This window comes from Nonomuraea sp. LP-02, from assembly GCF_036289125.1.
GTDB classification, from domain to species: domain Bacteria; phylum Actinomycetota; class Actinomycetes; order Streptosporangiales; family Streptosporangiaceae; genus Nonomuraea; species Nonomuraea bangladeshensis.
Genome location: NZ_JAXCLK010000001.1, coordinates 5,349,226 through 5,370,348, shown reverse-complemented (window position 1 = coordinate 5,370,348; position 21,123 = coordinate 5,349,226). Strand labels below are relative to the sequence as shown.

The window sequence follows — 21,123 nt, the reverse complement described above, 5'->3', positions numbered from 1 at the left end:
CGTAGCCCTGGATGAATGCCCATGTGGCGACACATCCCCCGATGATCCACCTTCGATACTAGAGAGATGGTCATGTCACGAAAGATCGCCGCGTTCCTCGTCGCGCTGGGCGCGTTCATGATCTTTGAATGGATCAACCTCGGCTTCAACCTGGCCGACGGGCACCCCACCGGCTTCTACGTGGTCCACGGCATCCTGATCGCGGTCAACATCGTGCTCGGCCTGGTCCTGATGTTCCTCGGGGTCCGCGCGCTCAGAGTGCGCTGAGGAGACGGCGGGTGAGCGCGTGCAGCTCGTCCGCCTCCTGTCTGGAGTCGCCGATCGAGGTGAAGCCCAGCTTGCCGTACTCGGGGATCGCGCCGAGCAGATGGAAGACGTTGCCGGTGCGGCGTTCGTGGTCGAAGCCGAGACCGAGGCGCTCGGCCGTCCGCATGACCTCGCCGGGCGTGCGGCCGCGCAGGCAGCCGGCGGCGTAGTTGTCGGTCGCGGTGTAGTACTTCGGCTGGTCGCCGGCCATGAGCAGGCCGCTGCCGGGGTCGTAGACGGCGCCGGTGGTCAGCGTGACGGCGCCGTACGGGTGCGTGGTGCCGCCGATGCGCAGGTTGATCTCGCACAGCAGCGCCGCGTACCCGGCGTCGGCCTTGAGCGCGAAGAAGTCCATGCCGAACACGCCCACCACGCCGCGCTCGGCGAGGACCCGCGCGATGCGCCCGGCCGACGCGCCCACCTCGGCGCGGTACTCGGGGGCCGCGGGGAACGTGCAGCCCTGGTAGACCTGGCCGCTGTCGCCGCCGAGCACCTGGTCGTGCGTGGCCAGCACCCGGGCCTGGCCGCCCGGCGAGATGGCCGCGAGGGCGCTCGGGTAGTAGAGCGGCCGGTGCTCGATGTACTCCTCCACCACCGCGCCCCGGTCCCTGATCTTGGCGGAGAACGCCTCCCAGGTCTCGTCGCCGGCCGAGAAGTCGATCCGTGACCGGTCGGACTTGGTGACGATGGCGTTGCCCAGCCCCGAGTAGGCGTCGTTGAGCTTGATGATCACCCGCTCGCCCGGCAGGGCCTCGACGGCCTCCTCGATCTCCAGCGGCGTCCGCAGGTCGCCGAAGCCGCGCGCCATGGGCACGCCGGCCTCGTGGCCGATCTCGCGGGCGCCGCTCTTGGAGCCGTAGTAGGCGTACGAGGTCGCCGGTCCGTAGATGGGGACGTTGAGTGACGAGGCGAGCTCCTCCTCCAGCTCGCTCAGCACGAACGGCACCAGCCACGCGTCGCCGTCGATCTCGGCCCGCAGCTGCTCCAGCACGTCGGGACGGCCGAGCAGGGTCCTGGTCAGCGGCTGGGACCAGGGGTCGTCGAGCGTGATCAGCGTGAGGCGCTTGGCGGCGTCGTCCGGATCCGGCAGGAACGAGAAGTAGTAGTCGATGATGCCGGGATCGATGGGCACGGAGGAGAGGTAGACCACCTTTACCCCGGGTTCCCGGAGCGTCAGCAGAAGGAAGAGCAAACGCTCCTCGTAGGACCTGGCCGCCTTGATGCGGCGGAGCTCGTCCTGGGGAAGGGAGAGCGAGGGTACGACCACCAGGGTCCCCTCACTCGGCTCGAAGATGCTCAACCCAGCATACTTCTCCCCGAACGGGATAGTAGTGATCATATTGCGAGTGAAACACCGATTCACCCCAAAAACAGCCAGCCGTGAAGTGTGATGACCATGACAGAAGGTGACAGGATTCGGAATCGCTCACCACGTTTGGAAGTAGCGACGACGGGTCACCATCTACTGATCCCTTGTGACTATTTCCGGACCAGGCGGAACATCACGTAAGGTGACAAGCAGGGGTTACGGACCTGCAGTCGGCTAACTTTTGGTGTATCTGTCGGCGCGGAGCCGCGCACGAGCGATAGAGTCGAAACCATCGCCATCGGGCTCACGGCCGACCGCTGTGCTCCCTGGCTGCACAGCGGCAGCGCGACCGACGCACGCAAGCCCATGCCGACGATCTCACGCACCCGAACCAGCGGGTGTGTTTTTTGATTCGCCGAGTCGGTCGCTCAACCGGGGAGCGGCCCACGGCGGGATGACGAGTACGACAGCGCACTAGCCGCGCCGGTTTCAGTCGATTCCAGGGCGCGCGGCATTGGGACGGAGTGGTGACATATGCGGGGACGTGAGCTGCGGGGCGAACTCGACGCGTTCCTGGCCGAGAGCGAGCAGGATCTCGTGGCGTTCCGCCGCGACCTCCACATGCACCCCGAGCTGGCCTTCGCCGAATATCGCACGACACAGCGCATCGCCGAGCGGCTCACCGCCGCCGGGCTGAGCCCGCGGGTGCTCCCCAAGGGCACCGGCCTGATCTGCGACGTCGGCAGCGGCGACGGCCCCACGGTCGCCCTGCGCGCCGATATCGACGCGCTGCCGCTGCAGGACGAGAAGGACGTGCCCTACCGCTCGACCGTGCCCGGGGTCTGCCACGCCTGCGGCCACGACGTGCACACGACCGTGCTGCTCGGCACCTCGCTCTTCCTCGCCCAGCAGGCCGCGGCGGGCCTCCTGCCCGGCCGGGTCCGGCTGATCTTCCAGCCGGCCGAGGAGGCCCCGGGCGGCGCCTTGGAGGTCATGGCGCACGGCGGCATCAGCGGCGTCGACCGCATCTTCGGCCTGCACTGCGACCCGCGGGTCGACGTCGGCCAGCTCGGCCTGCGCGTGGGCCCGATCACCTCCGCCTGCGACCGCCTGACCGTCCGGGTCTCCGGCCCCGGCGGGCACACCGCCCGCCCCCACCTGACCGCCGACCTCGTCTTCGCGCTGGCCAAGATCCTCACCGAGCTGCCCGCCGCGCTGTCGCGCCGGATCGACCCGCGCTCCTCGCTCAGCCTCGTCTGGGGCCGCGTCGAGGCCGGCTCGGCCGCAAACGCGATCCCCGACGACGGCGTGGCCGAGGGCACCGTGCGCTGCCTCGACGAGGAGGCCTGGCACGCCGCCCCCGACCTGATCAAGTCGCTGCTGGAGTCGGTCGCGAGCGCCTACGGCATCGAGGCCACCATGGACTACACCCGCGGCGTGCCGCCGGTCGTCAACGACGAGGTCAGCGTCGAGATGCTGGGCGAGGCCGCCGAGCGCGTGCTGGGCGCGGGCGCGGTCGTCCCGACCCAGCAGTCGCTCGGCGGCGAGGACTTCGCCTGGTATCTCGAGTCGGTCCCCGGCGCGTTCGCCCGCCTCGGCACCCGCTCGCCCGACGGCGTCACCTACGACATCCACCAGGGCACCTTCGACGTGGACGAGCAGGCGATCGCCATGGGCGTGCGCGTCATGGCCGCCACCGCGTTCACCGCCCTGTGGGACGTCGGGCCGCTCGACTCGACGGTCACCAGCGCGCTGGCGTGACCACCGGCAGCTTCAGCGCCGACCGGCCGGGCGCGACCGTGAACTTCGTGCCCGCCGGGTAGCGCAGGGTGTAGTCGTAGTCGGTGGAGATGATCACCAGGCCCAGCCGGTGGCCCTTCTTGAACACGTGGTCCGTCGGCTGGAAGTCCCAGGTGAAGTCATACTCCTTGCCCGCCCGCAGCGGTTGCGTGTGGTCCGCGCGGTTCCGGTTGCGGACGTCCAGCCAGCCCCGGGTGACGATCTTGTACGGGGTCGTGGCCGTCCCGAGCGTCCGCAGCGCGGTGCAGCCGGTGTCGCCCGGCACGCCCTGGCCGTAACACAGCGTCTCGCCCGTCGGCACCAGGGTGCCGTTGGCCCGGACGTCGGCTCCGTAGTCGACGAGCAGCGCCGTCAGGTACGGCGAGGCGCCGTCCTTCACCGAGGCCCGCACCGACACCGTCGGCGTCCCGGAGATCCGCACGTCGCCCGGCAGCTCGCCGGTCGTGTACGCGAGCCGGTTCGGATCCGCGCCGGTGGCCTCGACGAGCTGCTCGGCCGTCCTCGTCTTCTGGTCGGTGAACGTCTCGCGCGGCGACAGCGGCCGCGGCAGGAGGCCCAGCTGCCCGCCGGAGCCCAGGTGGAGCGGGACGGCGGCGGTGCCGGGCAGCGGCCACGAGGCGTGCCGCCCCCACTGGCCGGGGCCGATCTCGACGTCGGCCTGCGGCTCGCGCATGATGCCCGAGTCGATGCCGTGCAGCCAGTAGTCGAACCAGCCGTGGAGCTGGCGCAGCCACTCGGCGGTGCGCAGCGAGAACGGGTTCATGTGCGTGCCCTGGTGCAGCCAGATCTTGCGCGGCACGTGCCGCTTGGCCAGGGCGTACCACCATTGGGCGAACTGCTTGGTCTTGACGTTCCAGTCGTTCAGCCCGTGCACGACGAAGACGCTGGCCTTGACCTTGTTCACGTCGTTGAGGTAGTTGCGGGCGTCCCAGAGCGGGCTGTAGTCGCCGGTGATCCGGTCCTGGCCCGTGGTGATGGAGTCGATCAGCGCGCCGCACGCCTCCTGGCCGTTCTGCCTGGTCAGGACGTACTTGGCGAGCACGTCCAGGTCCTCGCCCTGGAAGCCGCCCGGGGCGAGGACGCCGCCGTTGGCGCGGTAGTAGTCGTACCAGCTGGAGATCGCGGCGATCGGGACGATCGTCTTCAGTCCCTCGACGCCGGTCGCGGCGACGGCGTTGGGCAGGGTGCCGTTGTAGGAGACGCCGATCATGCCGACCTTGCCGGTGGACCAGGTGGCCGCGACCGGGTTCCCATCGGCGTCGAAGCCGCGGGCACGGCCGTTGAGCCAGTCGATCGCGGCCTTCGGGCCGGCGGTCTCGTTGCGGTCGCCGGAGGTCGGGCAGCCGGTGGCCCGGCCGCTGCCGAGGTTCTCCACCAGGGCGATGGCGTAGCCGCGGGGCAGGAAGTAGTTGTCGTAGTAGCCGGCGAAGGGCTCGGCGGCGAGCTTGCTCGACAGTGACCTGAGCGTGGGGAGCGGGTTGCCGTTCTCGTCCACGTCCACGGTGTGGTTGGCGACGTCGTTGCCGCCCGCGTAGTACGGACTGGCCTCCATGATGACCGGGACCTTGAGCCCGGCGTCGGTCTCCTTGGGGCGCAGGATGTCCACGGCGACCCGGTCGGGGGCTCCGTCGTTGTCGCTGTCGGTGCCGGCGACCTCGACGTACACGGTCTGCTTGATGGCGTCGGCCCGGGAGAAGACCGGTTGGGTCGCGTTGTTCTCGACTTTGATGGCGGGGGTGTCTGCTGCGGCTGGTGTGGTGCCGGTCAGCGCCGCGACGAGAATCGCGGCCAGTGGCACGGCCAGTGCCTTACGGGAGGGCATGCTTGGAATCTCCGCCAAGATCGGCCGTCAAGCAAGAGGTGATTCCCACCCCAAAGTTGGGCAAACCATCACAGCCCCGCTAGCGTGTCCGATGGCGCGGACCTCAGGTCACGGTCGCGCTTGATGTCGATAACGGAGCGGTTGCGACCCTGTGCGCCGGTTTGGTCTGCCCTGGTCAAGCAACTATCTTCCGTGCAGGTGCCGTACGTTTATTCGCGCCTGCGATGAACCCGACGGCGGGGAAATGGAAGGGAGTCGCCTTGCTCGGCAAGCGATTCAACAGGATGGCGCTCGGCTCCGTGGCCGGCGTCATGCTCATGGCAGCGGCCGCCTGCGGCGGCGACAGTGGGGGAACCACGGCCAGCGAGGCGCCGAGCAGCGCCGGCGCCTCCAGTGAGGCGAAGGGCGCGCTCAAGGTCGGCCTGGCCTTCGACGTCGGCGGGCGCGGTGACAAGTCCTTCAACGACGCGGCGTACGCGGGCCTGGAGAAGGCCAAGACGGACCTCGGCGCCGAGATCAAGGAGCTGAGCCCGGCGGGCGACGGCTCCAACCGCGGCGACCTGCTGCGTCAGCTCGCCGACGCGGGCTACAACCCGATCATCGGCGTGGGCTTCGCCTACGGCGAGGACATCAAGAAGGCCGCGGAGGAGTACCCGGACATCCAGTTCGCGGTCGTGGACTCCGCCTCCAACGCCACCAACGTGACCGGCCTGCTGTTCGCCGAGGAGCAGGGCTCCTACCTGGCGGGCGTCGCGGCCGCGCTCAAGTCGAAGGAAGGCCACGTCGGCTTCGTCGGCGGCGTCGAGAACGACCTGATCAAGAAGTTCCAGGCGGGCTTCCAGGCGGGCGTGAAGTCGGTCAAGGCGGACGCCAAGATCGATGTCACGTACCTCAGCCCCGACGGTGACTTCTCCGGCTTCAAGGCTCCCGACAAGGGCAAGATCGCGGCCGAGAAGATGTACCAGGACGGCGCGGACATCATCTACCACGCCTCCGGCGACTCCGGCCTCGGTGTCTTCCAGGCGGCGGCCGCGGCCGGCAAGAAGGCCATCGGCGTCGACTCCGACCAGCGTCAGACGGTCAAGGAGGCCGACCTCCAGAAGGTCATCATGACCTCGATGCTGAAGCGCGTCGACGTCGGCGTCTTCGAGTTCATCAAGGCCATCCAGGGCGGCGCCAAGGGCGGCACCGACACCGTCTACGACCTGAAGGTCGACGGCGTGGGCCTCGCCACCACCGGCGGCGACATCGACGACATCAAGGACAAGCTCGACGCCGCCAAGCAGGACATCGTCGACGGCAAGATCACGGTTCCGGCCAAGCCGTAACCCGGGCAGGACCGACACGAGGGCCCGAAGTCAGCTTCGGGCCTTCTGTCTATCCTCGCCCTGCTCCTAGGAGAGGCGAAATGAGTGCTGACACCCTGGCCACGGCGCGACCCGCCGTAGAGCTGGAGGGCATCACCAAGCGTTTCCCCGGTGTCGTCGCGAACCATGACATCCGCATCACCGTCGAACCCGGGACGGTGCACGCCATCGTGGGGGAGAACGGCGCGGGCAAGTCCACCCTGATGAAGATCCTCTATGGCATGCAGAAGCCGGACGAGGGCACCATCAAGGTGAACGGCGGGGAAGTGAGCTTCCGCTCGCCGAGCGACGCCATCGCCGTCGGCATCGGCATGGTGCACCAGCACTTCATGCTGGCCGACAACCTCACCGTGCTGGAGAACGTCGTTCTCGGCGCCGAACCCACCCGGGCCGGGCTGCTCGACACCGGCAGGGCCCGCGCCCGCATCGCGGAGCTGGCCGAGACGCACGGCCTCCGCGTCGACCCCGACCGGCTCGTGGAGGACCTCGGCGTCGGCGACCGCCAGCGGGTCGAGATCCTCAAGGTGCTCTACCGGGGCGCCCGCATCCTCATCCTCGACGAGCCGACGGCCGTCCTGGTGCCCCAGGAGGTCGAGGAGCTCTTCCAGAACCTGCGCGAGCTCAAGGCCGAGGGCCTGACCGTCATCTTCATCTCCCACAAGCTCGACGAGGTGCTCGGCATCGCCGACGCGATCACCGTGATCCGGCGCGGCACCACCGTCGCCGCCATGCCCCGCTCCGAGGTGACCAGCGCCCGCCAGCTCGCCGAGCTGATGGTCGGCAGCGAGCTGCCCACCCCCGAGACCCGCGAGTCCACCGTGACCGACCGGACGGCGTTCTCGGTCGCGCACCTCACCGTGGAGGCCGACGGCCACCACCCCGCGCCCAAGGGCGTACCGGTCGAGGAGTACGCCGCCAAGCTGCGCGCCGACGGCACGCGGCTGCTGCTGGAGAACGTGTCGTTCGACATCCACGAGGGCGAGATCCTCGGCATCGCCGGCGTCGAGGGCAACGGCCAGTCCGAGCTGATCGAGGCCATCATGGGCATCCGCGCCGCGCACGGCACGATCACGCTCGGCGAGCAGGACATGAGCTCCTGGCCGACGCTGCGCCGCCGCGAGGCCGGCATCGGCTACATCCCCGAGGACCGCCACCGCCAGGGGCTGCTCCTGGAGGCCTCGCTCTGGGAGAACCGGGTGCTCGGCCACCAGACCAGGAAGCCCGCCAGGAAGGGCATCTGGATCGACCGGCGCGCCGCCAGGAACGACACCGAGCGCATCGTCAAGGACTACGACGTCCGCACGCCGGGCGTCGAGACCCTGGCCCTCGCGCTGTCCGGCGGCAACCAGCAGAAGCTCATCGTCGGCCGCGAGATGAGCGGCGAGCCCAAGTTCCTCATCGCCGCGCACCCCACGCGCGGCGTGGACGTCGGCGCGCAGGCCGCCATCTGGGACCACCTGCGCAACGCCCGCGCCGCCGGCCTCGCCGTGCTGCTGATCTCCGCCGACCTCGACGAGCTGATCGGCCTGTCCGACACCATCCGGGTCATCTACCGCGGGCGCCTCGTGGCCACGCTCGACCCGTCCGACATCACGCCCGAGCGGCTGGGCGGCTACATGACCGGCGCCATCGCCGGCACTGAGGAGACGTGATGCCCGCGGGGCTCAACCGGGCGCTGCTCACCGTGACCGGCGTCGTCATCGCGATCGTGCTGGCCATCGCGATCTCCAGCGTGGCGATCCTCGCGGCGGGCGCCAGCCCCCTGGACGCCTTCGCCGCCTTCTTCAACTTCGGCGACGTCGGGCGGGCCCAGTCGAACGGCATCGCGACCTTCATCAACCGGGCGGTGCCGCTGTTCATCGCCGGGCTGGCCGTGGCCGTCGGCTTCCGCATGAACCTCTTCAACATCGGCGTGGAGGGCCAGTACCGGATCGCCGCGATCGTCGCGGCCTACGTGGGCGCCACGTTCACCGCGCCCGCGCCGATCCAGATCGCGGTGATCATCATCGTGGCGGCGGCCACCGGCGGCCTCTACGCGCTCATCCCCGCGGTCATGAAGGTGACCAGGGGCGTGAACGAGGTCATCGCCACGATCATGCTCAACTACATCGCCATCAACCTGACGTCGTACCTGGTGCGCGGGCCGTTCGCGGGCGAGCGCGCGGCCGGGCAGCTCACCACGACCACTCCGGTGCTGCCGGAGTCGGCCATGTTCCCGAACCTCAACGTCCTCTTCGACTGGTTCGGGCTGGTCGAGCCCACCCGTGGCGGCGGTCTCCAGGGCTTCCTGCTGGTCGCGATCGTGCTCGGCGTGATCGTCTGGATCGTGCTGGAGCGCACCCGCTTCGGCTTCGACGTCAAGGCGAGCGGGCTCAACGGCCCGGCGGCGCTCGCCTCCGGCGTCAACCCCAAGAAGATGATCATCGCGGCGATGGTCATGTCCGGCGGCATCGCCGGGCTCATCGGCCTGCCCGAGATCCTCGGCGACAAGGGCGCGTTCAACTCCAACTTCACCGCGGGCCTCGGCTTCCTCGGCATCGCCGTGGCGCTGCTCGGCCGCAACAAGCCGGTCGGCATCGCGTTCGCCGCGCTGCTGTTCGCCTTCCTCGACCGGGCGCAGGGCTCGCTGCAGTTCGCCGGGGTGCCGGCGTCGGTGGTCACCATCATCCAGGCGGTGACCGTGCTGCTGGTCGTGATCGCCAACGAGGTCACGAAGCGGCTGGCGCTGCGCATGGAGGAGCGCCGGGCGGCGCAGCAGCTCGGCAGGGACAATCATCCGGTTGAGGTGACCGCATGACCAGGGTACGCAAATACCACCTGACGCTCATCGGCGTCGCCGCGCTCCTGCTGGTGGTGTCGTTGGTGCGGGTCATCACCGGTCACGACGACCTCACCTCGTCCGGCATGTTCTCCGCGGCCCTGCTGCTGGCCGTGCCCATCGGCCTCGCCGGGCTCGGCGGCCTCTGGGCCGAACGGGCCGGCGTGGTGAACATCGGCCTCGAAGGCATGATGGTGCTGGGCACCTGGTCCGCCGGCTGGGCGGGCTACCAGTGGGGCCCGTGGGCCGCGCTCGTCGCCGGCCTGCTGGCCGGCGCGATCGGCGGGCTCATCCACGCCGTCGCCACCATCTCCTTCGGCGTGGACCACATCATCAGCGGCGTCGCCATCAACCTGCTCGGCCCCGGCGTCACCCGCTTCCTGTCCGAAGTGCTCTACAAGGAGGGCACTCCGGCCTCGGCGGCCGGCGCGGGCATCACCACCTCGCCGCCGATGAGCTCGCCGCCGCCGACGCCGAGCCTGCCGCTGCTGTCGGACGGGCCCGACCTGCTCGGCAAGCTGGAGAGCACGCACTGGTTCCTGCTGTCCGACCTCGCCGGCCTGCTGCGCGGTCTGACGCACGAGGTCAACCTGCTGGTCGTGCTGGCGGTGCTGCTGTTGCCGCTGACGTACTTCGTGCTCTGGCACACCGCCTTCGGCCTGCGGCTGCGCTCGGCGGGGGAGAACCCGTGGGCGGCCGAGTCGCTGGGCGTCAACGTCTACCGGATCAAGTACATCGCGGTCGTCATCTCCGGCGCGTTCGCCGGACTCGGCGGCGTGTTCCTGGTCTTCTTCGCCAACAAGTACGTCGAGGGCCAGACGCAGGGGCGCGGCTTCATCGGCCTGGCCACCATGATCTTCGGCAACTGGCGTCCCGGCGGCCTCGCGGCCGGCGCGGCGCTGTTCGGCTACGCCGACGGCCTGCAGCTGCGCAGCAAGGAGGCCGTCGTCTCCTTCTTCCTCTTCGGAGCGGTGCTGCTGCTCGCCTACCTGGTGATCCAGGTCCGCCGCCTGACCGCGCCCGACCGGCCCGCCGACCTGGCGGCCGGCGCCTCCCGGCAGTATGTACGGATGGCGTTCGCCGCCCTCGGTATGATCGTGCTGTTCTGGCTCTGGCTGACCGTCGATCGGCTTCCGAACGAGTTCGTCTACATCACACCACACGTGCTCACGCTGCTCGTGCTGCTGGTGGCTTCGCAACGGCTGCGGATGCCCAAGGCCGACGGCGTGCGCTACCGCCGGGGGGAACAGCATTGAGCGAGCACATCCAATGGGAGCCGCTGCGTGAGGCGGCGGCCGAGGCCATGCGGTACGCGTACGCGCCCTACTCGAAGTTCCCGGTGGGGGCGGCCGCTCTCGTCGACGACGGGCGGGTCGTCACCGGGTGCAACGTCGAGAACGCCTCCTACGGCGTCGGCCTGTGCGCCGAGTGCGGGCTCGTGTCGGAGCTGCAGCGCACCGGCGGCGGCCGGCTCGTGGCCTTCACCTGCGTGGACGGCCACGGCGAGCTGCTGATGCCGTGCGGGCGCTGCCGTCAGCTCCTCTACGAGTTCGGCGGCGACGACCTGCTGGTCGAGACCGTCGACGGCCCCAAGACGATGACGGAGATCCTGCCGTACGCGTTCGGGCCGCAGGACCTCAGCCGGAGCTCCTGATGGACGCCATCGAGGTCATCCGCGCCAAGCGCGACCGCGGCGAGCTGACCACGGCCCAGATCGACTGGGTGATCGCCGCCTACACGCGCGGCGACGTGGCCGACGAGCAGATGTCGGCGCTGGCCATGGCCATCCTGCTCAACGGCATGAACCGGCGCGAGATCGCCGACTGGACGCAGGCCATGATCCGCTCCGGCGAGCGGATGGACTGGTCGGCGCTGGACCGGCCGACCGCCGACAAGCACTCGACCGGCGGCGTCGGCGACAAGATCACACTGCCGCTGGCGCCGCTCGTGGCGGCCTGCGGCGCGTACGTGCCGCAGCTGTCCGGGCGCGGCCTCGGCCACACCGGCGGCACGCTCGACAAGCTGGAGTCGATTCCCGGCTGGCGGGCCTCGCTCTCCAACGACGAGATGCTGGACGTGCTGCGCTCGGCGGGCGCCGTCGTGTGCGCGGCCGGCTCGGGGCTGGCCCCCGCCGACAAGAAGCTGTACGCGCTCCGCGACGTCACCGGCACCGTCGAGTCCATCCCGCTCATCGCCTCGTCGATCATGTCGAAGAAGATCGCCGAGGGCACGGGTTCGCTGGTCCTCGACGTCAAGGTGGGCTCCGGGGCGTTCATGAAGGACGTCACGACCGCCCGCGAGCTGGCCGAGACCATGGTCGCGCTCGGCACCGACGCGGGGGTCCGCACGGTCGCCCTGCTGACCGCCATGGACCGGCCGCTCGGGCGGGCCGTGGGCAACGCGCTGGAGGTCGAGGAGTCCGTCGAGGTCCTCGCCGGCGGCGGGCCCGGGGACGTGGTGGAGCTGACCGTGCGGCTGGCGCGGGAGATGCTGGAGGCCGCCGGGGTGTCCGGGGCCAAGGATCCGGCGAAGGCGCTCCAGGACGGCTCGGCCATGGACGCCTGGCGGCGGATGATCGCCGCCCAGGGCGGCGACCCGGACGCCGCGCTGCCGCGCGCGGCCGAGACCCTGACCGTGGAGGCGCCAGGGTCCGGGGTGCTGAGCCGGCTGGACGCGTACGCGGTGGGCCTGGCCGCCTGGCGGCTCGGGGCCGGACGGGCCCGCAAGGAGGACCCGGTGTCGTTCGGCGCGGGCGTCACCCTGCACGCCAAGCCCGGCGACCAGGTGCGGGCCGGTCAGCCGCTGCTGACCCTGCACGCCGACGAGGCGTCCCGCTTCGAGCGCGCCCTTGAGGCGCTGGACGGCGGCTACGCGGTGAGCGCCGCCGCCGCGGACCACCTGCCCCTGGTCATCGACCGGGTCACCGCCGCGTAGACCCTCCCGGCTCGGCGCTCAGCGCGCCAGGCCGGGGAGGGCGGGGGCCCCGGCGAAGATCTCCTGGAGGACGGCGCGCTGCGTCGGCAGCGCCGCGGCGTGGCGCGTGCGTCCTTCCGGCGTGATGCACACGAAGACGCCGCGCCGGTCGGAGCTGCAGGCGTCGCGCGAGACCAGCGCGGCCTTCTCCAGCCGCGCGACCACCCGCGAGAGCGCGCTCTGGCTCAGGTGCACCTCGTCGCAGAGCTCCTGCAGCCGGAGCTTGCGGTCATGGTGGACGATCCGGTCGAGCACCTCGAACTCGCTCGGCCCGAGCCCGTGCCGATCGCCCAGCTCGCGTTCCAGCGCGCACATGGCCTTGGCGTGCGTCGCCAGGACGTAACGCCAGGCCTCGGCCACGACATGCTCGTCCATGTCGCGGAGAGTATCACCAGGCAAGAAATCATGCAATGGCATCTAATGCACATGCATAATAATGATCGCTCTGTGCCATGGCGTCCGGGCAAGACTGCAAATATGCGGATCCAGGCGGTCCGGCGGGCCCGGAAAAACGCCCTCCGATCAGGGGAAACGCTGCTTGCGGTGGCGCGCGGTGGGCATTTACCGGGCATGCGACCGTCATCCCCGTCCGGCGTCCGGCCGTCGCGACTCCGCGTCGCCGTCCAGCTCGCCGGTATCGCCGCGCTCGCCGTGCTCACCGCGTGCGGCCCGGCGACCCAGACCGCCCTCTCCGGTGGCCCGCCCGCGTCCAGGTCCTCGTCGGAAGACCCGCGGGAGGACTCGCCGGAGGACCCGCCGGAGGACCCGTCCGAGGGCCTTCCGGGCGGATCCACGGTCTCCGGCGGCAGCACCTCGACCAGCACCAGCGAGGTGGACGTCGACCGGGACGGCATGGACCCGGCCATCGTGACCTCCGTCCGCTACGCCGCCCACGACACCTACGACCGGGTCGTCATCGACCTCGACGGCGACGTGCCCGGCTACAACGTGAAGTGGGTGGACGAGTTCGTGCAGGACGGCTCCGGCCGCCGGATCGACGTGCGCGGCGGGGCGTACCTGCAGATCACGCTCTTCCCCGCGCACGCGCACGACGAGAACGGCGTGCCCACCTGGAAGGGCGGCCCGGTCTACCCGGCCGACCTCGGCAACCTCACCGACGTCGTACGCACCGGCGACTTCGAGGGCCGCGTCGGCGTCGGCCTGGTGCTGGCCAGACAGGCGGCCTTCCAGATCGAGGAGCAGGGCGGGCCGAACCGGCTGGTGCTCGACGTGGCACACTGACCCCGTGGTGAGAAAGATCGAGGGCCCGGCCCGCATCCCCGTCCCTGGCGGAAAGCTCATCGACGAGCACATCGGCCGCGTCAACAGCGGCGACGAGGCGGTCTCCATCGCCCACATGACCGCCCCGCCCGGCTGGGAGGAGCCGCCGCAGACGCCGTCGTTCACCGAGTACACCCTCGTCCTGCGCGGCTCGGTGATCGTCGAGCACGACGGCGGCCGGACGGAGGTCGCGGCCGGGCAGTCGGTGGTCACCGAGCCGGGCGAGCGGGTCCGCTACAGCGCCGGCCCCGAAGGCGCCGAGTACGTCGCCGTGTGCCTGCCCGCGTTCTCGCCCGACAGCGCTGGCCGCGACTGACACCGCTGGTCATATCATGGCCTGATGAGTCCTCAGCTTGACGACATCCGGCGGGCTCCCAAGGTGCTGCTGCACGATCACCTCGACGGCGGGCTCCGCGCCGAGACGATCGTCGAGCTGGCCAGGGAGTCCGGCTACGACCGGCTGCCCACGACCGATTCCGACCAGCTGCGGCAGTGGTTCGAGGAGGCCGCGGACTCGGGCTCGCTCGAACGCTACCTGGAGACGTTCGACCACACGGTGGCCGTCATGCAGACGCGCGAGTCGCTGGAGCGGGTCGCCGCCGAGTGCGCCGAGGACCTCGCCGCCGACGGCGTCGTCTACGCCGAGGTGCGCTTCGCGCCCGAGCAGCACACCAGCGCGGGGCTCAGCCTCGACCAGGTGGTGGAGGCGGTGCTGGAGGGCTTCGCGCGGGGCTCGGCCGGCCGGGGCATCCGGGTCGGCACGCTGCTGACCGCCATGCGTCACCAGGCCAGGTCCATGGAGATCGCCGAGCTGGCCGTGCGCTACCGCGACGTGGGCGTGGTGGGCTTCGACATCGCCGGGGCCGAGGCCGGCTACCCGCCCACCCGGCACCTCGACGCCTTCGAATACCTCCAGCGGGAGAACGCCCACTTCACCATCCACGCGGGCGAGGCGTTCGGGCTGCCGTCGATCTGGCAGGCCATCCAGTGGTGCGGCGCCGACCGGCTCGGCCACGGCGTGCGCATCATCGACGACATCGCGGTCGGCGACGACGGCGGCGCCAAGCTCGGGCGGCTGGCGGCCTACGTCCGCGACAAGCGCATCCCGCTGGAGATGTGCCCCACGTCCAACCTGCAGACCGGGGCCGCCGCGTCCATCGCCGAGCACCCGATCGGGCTGCTGCGGCGGCTGCACTTCCGGGTCACGGTCAACACCGACAACCGGCTGATGAGCCGCACCAGTCTGTCGCTGGAGTTCGCCAAGCTGGTGGAGGCGTTCGGCTACGGCTGGGACGACCTGCAGTGGTTCACGGTCAACGCCATGAAGTCGGCGTTCCTGCCGTTCGACGAGCGGCTGGCGCTCATCAACGGGCGCATCAAGCCCGGGTTCGCGCAGCTCAAGTGGCAGCCGTGAAGCAGACCTACCGCTCCAGGTCCGCGTTCGTGATGGCGTGGCTCTGGCTGGCGTTCGTCGCCTTCAACGTCTACGACCTGATCAACAAGTACACCGGCAAGGCGTCGATGGTGGCGCTCGCCGTGCTGGCCGTGCTGACGGTCGTCGTCTACGTCGTCGCGCTGCGGCCCGCGACCGTGCTCACCGAGCACGAGCTGGTGGGCCGCAACCCGCTGCGTACGATCCGGGTGCCGTGGGCGGCGATCGACGACGTCACCGTGTCCCACGCGATCAGCGTCCACCACGGCGGGGGCGACGGCGGCGATGGTGGCGGCGGCGTGCTGCGCCTCTGGACGCCGATGAGCAGCGCCAGGGAGCGGGCCAAGGCCCAGCGGCGCGGCATGCCGAGCCCGGGGCGGCGGGGCCGGTTCGCGACCGAGCCGACGGTGAGCCGGGCCGAGCAGGCGGCGCAGGAGGCGCTGGCCGGCCGGACCCACGCCGACTGGGTGGGCGACCAGATCCGCGAGCGCGCCGAGGCGGCCCGCCGCCGCACCGGCGAGCAGCCGGTCCAGGTCCGCACCACGTGGGCCTACGACGTCATCGCGGCGGCGGTCGCCGCCCTCGCGCTGGTGATCGTCGCGATCGTCGTCCCCTGACCGCCGCCGCCCCGGCGGTCAGTGTTCCCTGGGGCGTCGCGACTCGATGAAGCGGGCCATGCCCGCCTGGGCGATGCCGCTCGCCTCGACCTGTTCTGCGGCCGCGGTTTCGGCGGCGAAGGCGCGTTCGACCTCGGCGATCGGCGGGCGCAGCAGCGCCAGGTGCACGGCGGTGGCGGCGCCGGGCTCGCTCCAGCGCCGCGCCCGCGCCACGGCCGTGTCCACCAGCGCCTCCGGGGCGACGAGCTCGTCCAGCAGACCGGACGCGAGCGCGGCGGCCGCGTCCAGCCGGGCCGAGTCGAGCACCAGCCGCAGCGCCCGGCCGCCGCCGGCCAGGCGGGGGAGCAGCAGGCTCGCGGCGTTCGAGATCGACAGGCCGATATGGTTCTCGGGGAAGAAGTACTCGGCCGCCGCGACGCCGATGCGGGCGTCGAAGCACAGCGTCCACTCGGCGGCCCCGCCCACGGCCAGGCCGTTGACGGCGGCCACGACCGGCACCCTGGTCTCCAGCACCGCCCTCGTCATGTCGTGGAACAGCTCCACCTCGGCGACGAGCGAGCGCCCTTCGGCCTCGTGCAGGTCCTCGCCGGCCGAGAACGCCCGCCCCGTGCCGGTGACCACGATGCCCCTGCCGCTCCGGCCGTGCTCGCGGACGGCGGCGGCGAGGTCGGCGCGCATGGCGGCGGTGAGCGCGTTCAGCTTGCCGGGGCGGGCCAGCGTGATCACGGCCACCTCGTCGCGGACGGTTACCTCGATCATCGGCTCTCCTCCTGGAGGACGGGGATGGCGGGCGCGGCGCGCTGGTCGCGGCCGGGCGGGAGCAGGTGGCGCTTCTCGATGCGGGCCGACGGGGTCAGCGAGAACGCCTCGACGAACTCGACGTAGGCGGGCACCTTGAACCGGGCCAGCCGCTGCCTGGCGTGCTCGGCCACGCTCCTGGCCGTGGCCGCGTCGGCGGCGTGGCCGGGGCGGAGCAGGAGGAACGCCTTCGGCAGCTCGCCCCACAGCTCGTCAGGGATCGGCACCAGCGCCGCCTGGAGCACGGCCGGATGCTGGGTGAGCACGTTCTCGACCTCGGCGCACGAGATGTTCTCGCCGCCCCTGCGGACCATGTCCTTGATCCGCCCGGCGTGCACGATCTGGCCCCGGGCGTCGCGGACGCCGAGGTCGCCGGTGTGGTACCAGCCGTCGCGGAGGACCCGGGCGGTGGCCTCCGGATGGTTCCAGTAGCCCTGCATCATGGGCCGGCCACGGACCAGGATCTCGCCGGTCTCCTCGTCGAGCGTGACCTCCTTGCCGGGCGGCGGCAGGCCCATCCCGCCGGTCCCGACGCACTCCGCGTCGTCCACGGGGACGAGCAGGTCGGGGCCGCTCTCGGTGGAGCCGTACAGCTCGCGCCAGGGCGCGCCCCAGCGCTCCTCGAACTCCCGGTGCAGGTCGGGGCGGATGCCGGAGCAGAGCACCAGGCGCATGCGGTTGGCGCGGTCCTCGGGGGCGGGCGGCTGCTTGTGCAGCAGGAGGGGCATGGTGCCCAGCACGTACGTGAGCGTCGCCCCGTGCTCCCGCGCCGCCGGCCAGAAGCCGGAGGCGGAGAACCGCGGCAGCACGACCAGCGGGATCCCGCCGGCCAGGCACACCAGCGTGGCCCACTGCGGATCCATGTACGAGTACGCCTGCGCCATCATCAGCACGTCGTCGTCGCGCAGCCGTACGGCGTCGGCGACGATGCGCGCGGTCCTCAGCCAGTAGTCGTGGGTGAGCAGGCACGCCTTGGGGAAGCCGGTCGTGCCGGAGGTGTACTGGAAGTTGGCGACGTCCTCGGACCGGGCGGTGACGCCGGGCGCGGGCGCGTCGTCGGTGAGCGCGTCGAACAGGTGCACGGCACCCGGGACGTGCGGGGCGTACCCGGCGGTGGTGACGGTGGCGACGGCCCCGGAGTCGCGCAGCACGTGCTCCAGGTCGGCGGCCCGGTAACGGACGTTGACCGGCACCGCGACGCCGCCCGCCTTGAGTGTCGCCAGCCAGGTGAGCGGCCAGCCGGGGACGTTGTCCAGCATGATCGCGACCCGGTCGCCGGGCCGGACGCCGCGCGAGGCGAGCGCTCCGGCCAGCCGGTCGGTGGCGGCGTCGGCGTCGGCGAAGGTAAGTGAGGGGTGACCGGGGAAGCGGAGGAACTCGCGGCGGCCGTACCGGTCAGCGGCCTGCCTCAGCAGGTGGGGGATCGTTTCTGACATGCGGCGGCTCCCAGGGGAACTCGGGCAGCAGAGTGAGGTCGGGGGCGGCGGCGGCCCGGACGGAGGCGCGTACGGCGGCCAGCCCGATCGCCACGAACTCCGCGCACACCTGCTCCAGCGTGGAGTCCCCGTCGGGGCGGTACCACTCGCTGGTGCCGGTGCACATGGACATGAGGGCGAGGCGGGTGAGCCGCTGGTCGGCGATGCGGAAGGCGCCGCCCGCGACGCCGTCGGCGATGGCGCGCCTCCAGTGGTCCTCGTAGGCGTCGCGCAGGCCGATGATCTCGTCGCGGGCGGGGGAGCCGGGGGTCAGGGAGCGGAGCTCGCCGTCCATGACCCGGGTCGTCATGGGGCTGAGGGCGTGGGTGGCGGTGAGCGAGCTGATCAGCAGGGCCAGGCGGTCGGCGGGGGCGTGGACGCCCCGCAGCATGCGTTCGGTGGCGTCGATGAGCCCCTGCTGCGCGCCCCGCATGAGGTCGGCGAGCAGGGCCTCCTTGCTCGCCACGTGGTGGTAGACGCCGGCGTTGGTCATGCCGACCTCGCGGGCCAGGTCACGGACGCTGGTGGCGGCGTAGCCGCGCCGGGCGAACAGCAGCACCGCCGCCGTTCTGATGCGCCGGCTCGCGTCCGCGTCCCGGTCCTTGAGGTCCATCACGGCTCCTACCGAACGTTCGGTCGTACCTCTGCCGCGAAAATACCTCAATCCATGGCGAATCGCCATAGATCGGGAGGCTCAGAGCCCGAGGGCGACCGTGAGATCGGCTCCGACGGCGTTGAGCGCGGCGGTGGCCGTGGCGCGGGCCTCGGTGACCTCGCCCGTCACCGGGACGACGACCTCCAGGTAGCACTTCAGCTTGGGCTCGGTGCCCGACGGGCGGACCACCACGCGGGCGTCGCCCTCCAGCCGGTAGCGCAGGCCGTCCGTGGGCGGCAGGCCGCCCGCGCCCTCGGCCAGGTCGTCCGCCGCCAGGACCTTGCGCCCGCCCAGCTCCGCCGGAGGCTCGGCGCGCAGCCGGTCCATCGCGCCGGCGATCTGGGAGAGCTCGGCGACGCGGAAGGAGAGCTGCGTCGTGGCGTGCAGGCCGTAGCGGCGGGCCTGGTCGTCCAGCAGGTCCAGCAGGGTGCGGCCGTCGCGCTTGGCGGCGGCGGCGATGGCCGCCACGGTCAGGGCGGCGCCGATGCCGTCCTTGTCGTGGACCGGCAGCCCGGCGTCGGAGCCGACGCTGTAGCCGATGGCCTCCTCGTAGCCGAACACCAGGCCGGGGCCGGCCTTGATGATCCACTTGAAGCCGGTCAGCGTCTCGCCGTACCGGACGCCGTGCGCGACGGCGATCTTGCCGAGCAGGGTGGAGGAGACGATCGTGGTGGCCACCATGCGGTCGCCGGTGGTGTGCGTGATCACGTGCTCGGCCAGCAGCCCGCCGACCTCGTCGCCGGTCAGCATGCGGCAGCCGCCGCCGGGCAGCGGCACGCCGACCGCGCACCGGTCGGCGTCCGGGTCGTTGGCCAGCACCAGGTCGGCGCCCGTGGCGGCGGCCAGGGCGACGGCGAGGTCCATCGCGCCCGGCTCCTCCGGGTTGGGGAAGGCGACGGTCGGGAAGTCGGGGTCGGGGTCGCGCTGCTCCTCGACCGACATCGGCGAGGGGAAGCCGGCGGCCAGGAACGCCCCTGTGAGCGTGGCCGCGCCCACCCCGTGCAGCGGCGTGTACGCCACCCGCAGGTCGCGGGCGTCCCCCAGCGGCAGCGCCGCGACCGCGTCGAGGTAGTCGTCCACGATGCCCTCGCCCAGCTCGGTCAGCGTGCCGGGGGCGCCGAGCGGGAGCTGGTCGACCGGGCCGACCGCGTCGATGGCGGCCGAGATGCGGCTGTCGATCGGCGGCACGATCTGCGAGCCGTCGCCCCAGTAGACCTTGTAGCCGTTGTCGCGCGGCGGGTTGTGGCTGGCCGTCACCATCACCCCGGCGTCGGCACCCAGGTGGCGGACGGCGAAGGCGAGGACGGGCGTCGGCAGCGGGCAGGGCAGCAGGGTGGCGTGCAGCCCCGCGCCGGTCAGCACGGCGGCGGTGTCGCGGGCGAACACGTCGGACTTGTGCCGGGCGTCGTAGCCGATGACGACGTGCTTGCCGGGCCCGAGCACCGCGGCGAGCCCGGCGGCGGCGCGCATGACGGTCACGCGGTTCATCCGGTTGGGCCCGGCGCCCAGCTCGCCGCGCAGCCCGGCGGTGCCGAACTCCAGCTTGGCGCCGAAGCGGTCCAGCAGCTCGTCGAGGTATTCGCGCTCGATCAGCGTGCCCAGCTCGGCCCGGGTGTCGGGGTCGGGGTCCTGCGCCAGCCAGGCGAGCGCCCGCTCGATCAGGTTCACAGCTTGTCCACCACCTTGGCCAGCAGCACGCCCATGCGGGCGGCCGTGGCCCGGCCGACCTCCAGGACCTCCTCGTGGTTCAGCGGCTCGCCCGCCAGGCCCGCGCCGGGGTTGGTGACGAGGGAGACGCCGAGCACTTCCAGGTTCGCCTCGCGGGCGGCGATGGCCTCAAGCACGGTGGACATGCCGACCATGTCCCCGCCAAGGGTGCGCAGCATGCGGATCTCGGCGGGCGTTTCGTACGTCGGCCCCCGGAAGGCGACGTAGACGCCGTCGGCGAGGGTCGGGTCCACCTCGCGGACCAGGGCGCGCAGGCGGCTGGAGTAGACCTCGGTGAGGTCGATGAAGGTCGTGCCGGTGATCGGGTTGGCGCCGGTGAGGTTGATGTGGTCGCTGATCAGGACCGGGTCGCCGACGTCCTGCGTCTCGGGCCGCAGGCCGCCCGCGGCGTTGGTGAGCACGAGCGTGCGCACGCCGGCCGCCGCGGCGGTGCGCACGCCGTGCACGACGGCGTCCACGCCGAGACCCTCGTAGAGGTGCGTGCGCCCGAGGAAGACCAGGGCGTGCCGCCCGGCGGCGGTGCGCACGACGCGGATCTTGCCGCCGTGCCCGGCCACCGCCGGAGCCCGGAACCCGGGCAGGTCCGTGAACGGGACCTCGCTCACCGTCTCACCGATCGCGTCGGCGGCGGGCACCCACCCCGACCCCATGACGAGCGCCACGTCGAAGGTGTCGAGGCCGGTCGCGGCGTGCAACGCCGCGGCGGCCTCACTGGCCAGGGTGTATGCGTCTTTGCTCACAT

At 71.5% G+C, this 21,123-nt stretch carries 20 protein-coding genes; 12 read left to right on the top strand and 8 right to left on the bottom strand.

Going from position 1 to position 21,123, the window contains the following annotated elements; genetic code table 11:
* Positions 1-72: 72 nt before the first annotated feature.
* Positions 73-267, top strand: coding sequence for an SCO4848 family membrane protein (locus SMD20_RS24855; RefSeq protein ID WP_329585152.1), 195 nt, complete (start codon positions 73-75; stop codon positions 265-267).
* Here SMD20_RS24855 and SMD20_RS24850 read toward each other — a convergent pair.
* Positions 254-1,606, bottom strand: coding sequence for a peptide ligase PGM1-related protein (locus tag SMD20_RS24850; protein ID WP_329585150.1), 1,353 nt, complete (start codon positions 1,604-1,606; stop codon positions 254-256). The genes SMD20_RS24855 and SMD20_RS24850 overlap by 14 nt on opposite strands.
* Before the next feature lie 543 nt (positions 1,607-2,149).
* Between SMD20_RS24850 and SMD20_RS24845 the strand changes: the two genes are divergently transcribed.
* Positions 2,150-3,376 carry a M20 family metallopeptidase gene (locus SMD20_RS24845; protein WP_329585149.1) on the top strand — a complete coding sequence of 409 codons (1,227 nt, stop codon included), beginning with the start codon at positions 2,150-2,152 and terminating at the stop codon, positions 3,374-3,376.
* Here the strand turns inward: SMD20_RS24845 and SMD20_RS24840 are convergent.
* Positions 3,357-5,237, bottom strand: coding sequence for a Xaa-Pro dipeptidyl-peptidase (locus tag SMD20_RS24840; RefSeq protein WP_329585147.1), 1,881 nt, complete (start codon positions 5,235-5,237; stop codon positions 3,357-3,359). The two genes, SMD20_RS24845 and SMD20_RS24840, sit on opposite strands and share 20 nt — an antisense overlap.
* Before the next feature lie 260 nt (positions 5,238-5,497).
* Here SMD20_RS24840 and SMD20_RS24835 point away from each other — a divergent pair, with 260 nt between their 5' ends.
* The 6 genes from SMD20_RS24835 to SMD20_RS24810 all read left to right on the top strand — a co-directional run bounded on the left by SMD20_RS24835 (position 5,498) and on the right by SMD20_RS24810 (position 12,356).
* Positions 5,498-6,565 (top strand): BMP family lipoprotein, encoded by a 1,068-nt coding sequence (locus tag SMD20_RS24835; protein WP_329585145.1) that lies wholly within the window; start codon positions 5,498-5,500, stop codon positions 6,563-6,565.
* Between the two features lie 80 nt (positions 6,566-6,645).
* Positions 6,646-8,256 carry an ABC transporter ATP-binding protein gene (locus SMD20_RS24830; protein ID WP_329585141.1) on the top strand — a complete coding sequence of 537 codons (1,611 nt, stop codon included), beginning with the start codon at positions 6,646-6,648 and terminating at the stop codon, positions 8,254-8,256.
* Complete coding sequence (locus tag SMD20_RS24825; RefSeq protein ID WP_329585139.1) at positions 8,256-9,401, top strand: ABC transporter permease; 1,146 nt, start codon at positions 8,256-8,258, stop codon at positions 9,399-9,401. The genes SMD20_RS24830 and SMD20_RS24825 overlap by 1 nt, the downstream gene beginning before the upstream one ends.
* Positions 9,398-10,678 (top strand): ABC transporter permease, encoded by a 1,281-nt coding sequence (locus SMD20_RS24820; protein WP_329585137.1) that lies wholly within the window; start codon positions 9,398-9,400, stop codon positions 10,676-10,678. The genes SMD20_RS24825 and SMD20_RS24820 overlap by 4 nt, the downstream gene beginning before the upstream one ends.
* On the top strand, positions 10,675-11,076 hold the full coding sequence (locus SMD20_RS24815) for a cytidine deaminase (RefSeq protein WP_091090459.1): 402 nt from the start codon (positions 10,675-10,677) through the stop codon (positions 11,074-11,076). The genes SMD20_RS24820 and SMD20_RS24815 overlap by 4 nt, the downstream gene beginning before the upstream one ends.
* Positions 11,076-12,356, top strand: coding sequence for a thymidine phosphorylase (locus SMD20_RS24810; protein WP_329585122.1), 1,281 nt, complete (start codon positions 11,076-11,078; stop codon positions 12,354-12,356). Before SMD20_RS24815 ends, SMD20_RS24810 begins: the two co-directional genes overlap by 1 nt.
* Positions 12,357-12,374: 18 nt before the next feature.
* Here SMD20_RS24810 and SMD20_RS24805 read toward each other — a convergent pair whose 3' ends face one another.
* Positions 12,375-12,770: a MarR family winged helix-turn-helix transcriptional regulator gene (locus SMD20_RS24805; protein WP_329585120.1), complete on the bottom strand. Its 396-nt coding sequence runs from the start codon at positions 12,768-12,770 to the stop codon at positions 12,375-12,377.
* Positions 12,771-12,965: 195 nt separating this feature from the next.
* Between SMD20_RS24805 and SMD20_RS24800 the strand changes: the two genes are divergently transcribed.
* From SMD20_RS24800 to SMD20_RS24785, 4 genes are read left to right on the top strand one after another with little or no spacing between them, the layout of a single operon-like run.
* Positions 12,966-13,637 (top strand): AMIN-like domain-containing (lipo)protein, encoded by a 672-nt coding sequence (locus tag SMD20_RS24800; protein ID WP_329585118.1) that lies wholly within the window; start codon positions 12,966-12,968, stop codon positions 13,635-13,637.
* 4 nt (positions 13,638-13,641) lie between these two features.
* Complete coding sequence (locus SMD20_RS24795) at positions 13,642-13,992, top strand: cupin domain-containing protein (protein ID WP_329585116.1); 351 nt, start codon at positions 13,642-13,644, stop codon at positions 13,990-13,992.
* 24 nt (positions 13,993-14,016) lie between these two features.
* Entirely contained in the window at positions 14,017-15,090 is a 1,074-nt protein-coding gene (locus SMD20_RS24790) for an adenosine deaminase (protein WP_329585114.1), read from the top strand.
* A complete protein-coding gene (locus SMD20_RS24785) occupies positions 15,087-15,725 on the top strand; it encodes a hypothetical protein (RefSeq protein ID WP_329585113.1) in 639 nt (212 codons plus the stop codon). Before SMD20_RS24790 ends, SMD20_RS24785 begins: the two co-directional genes overlap by 4 nt.
* Before the next feature lie 18 nt (positions 15,726-15,743).
* On the opposite strand, the gene SMD20_RS24780 is transcribed toward SMD20_RS24785, so the two are convergent.
* The 5 genes from SMD20_RS24780 to SMD20_RS24760 form a co-directional block, all read right to left on the bottom strand.
* A complete protein-coding gene (locus tag SMD20_RS24780) occupies positions 15,744-16,484 on the bottom strand; it encodes an enoyl-CoA hydratase/isomerase family protein (RefSeq protein WP_329585111.1) in 741 nt (246 codons plus the stop codon).
* A complete protein-coding gene (locus SMD20_RS24775) occupies positions 16,481-17,959 on the bottom strand; it encodes a class I adenylate-forming enzyme family protein (protein WP_329585100.1) in 1,479 nt (492 codons plus the stop codon). The genes SMD20_RS24780 and SMD20_RS24775 overlap by 4 nt, the downstream gene beginning before the upstream one ends.
* Positions 17,919-18,611 carry a TetR/AcrR family transcriptional regulator gene (locus tag SMD20_RS24770; protein WP_329585099.1) on the bottom strand — a complete coding sequence of 231 codons (693 nt, stop codon included), beginning with the start codon at positions 18,609-18,611 and terminating at the stop codon, positions 17,919-17,921. Before SMD20_RS24770 ends, SMD20_RS24775 begins: the two co-directional genes overlap by 41 nt.
* Positions 18,612-18,692: 81 nt before the next feature.
* The gene (locus SMD20_RS24765; protein ID WP_329585095.1) at positions 18,693-20,321 is read right to left on the bottom strand and encodes a phospho-sugar mutase; all 1,629 of its coding nucleotides are present in this window, start codon (positions 20,319-20,321) and stop codon (positions 18,693-18,695) included.
* Positions 20,318-21,121 (bottom strand): purine-nucleoside phosphorylase, encoded by an 804-nt coding sequence (locus tag SMD20_RS24760; RefSeq protein ID WP_329585094.1) that lies wholly within the window; start codon positions 21,119-21,121, stop codon positions 20,318-20,320. Before SMD20_RS24760 ends, SMD20_RS24765 begins: the two co-directional genes overlap by 4 nt.
* Between the last annotated feature and the right edge of the window lie 2 nt (positions 21,122-21,123).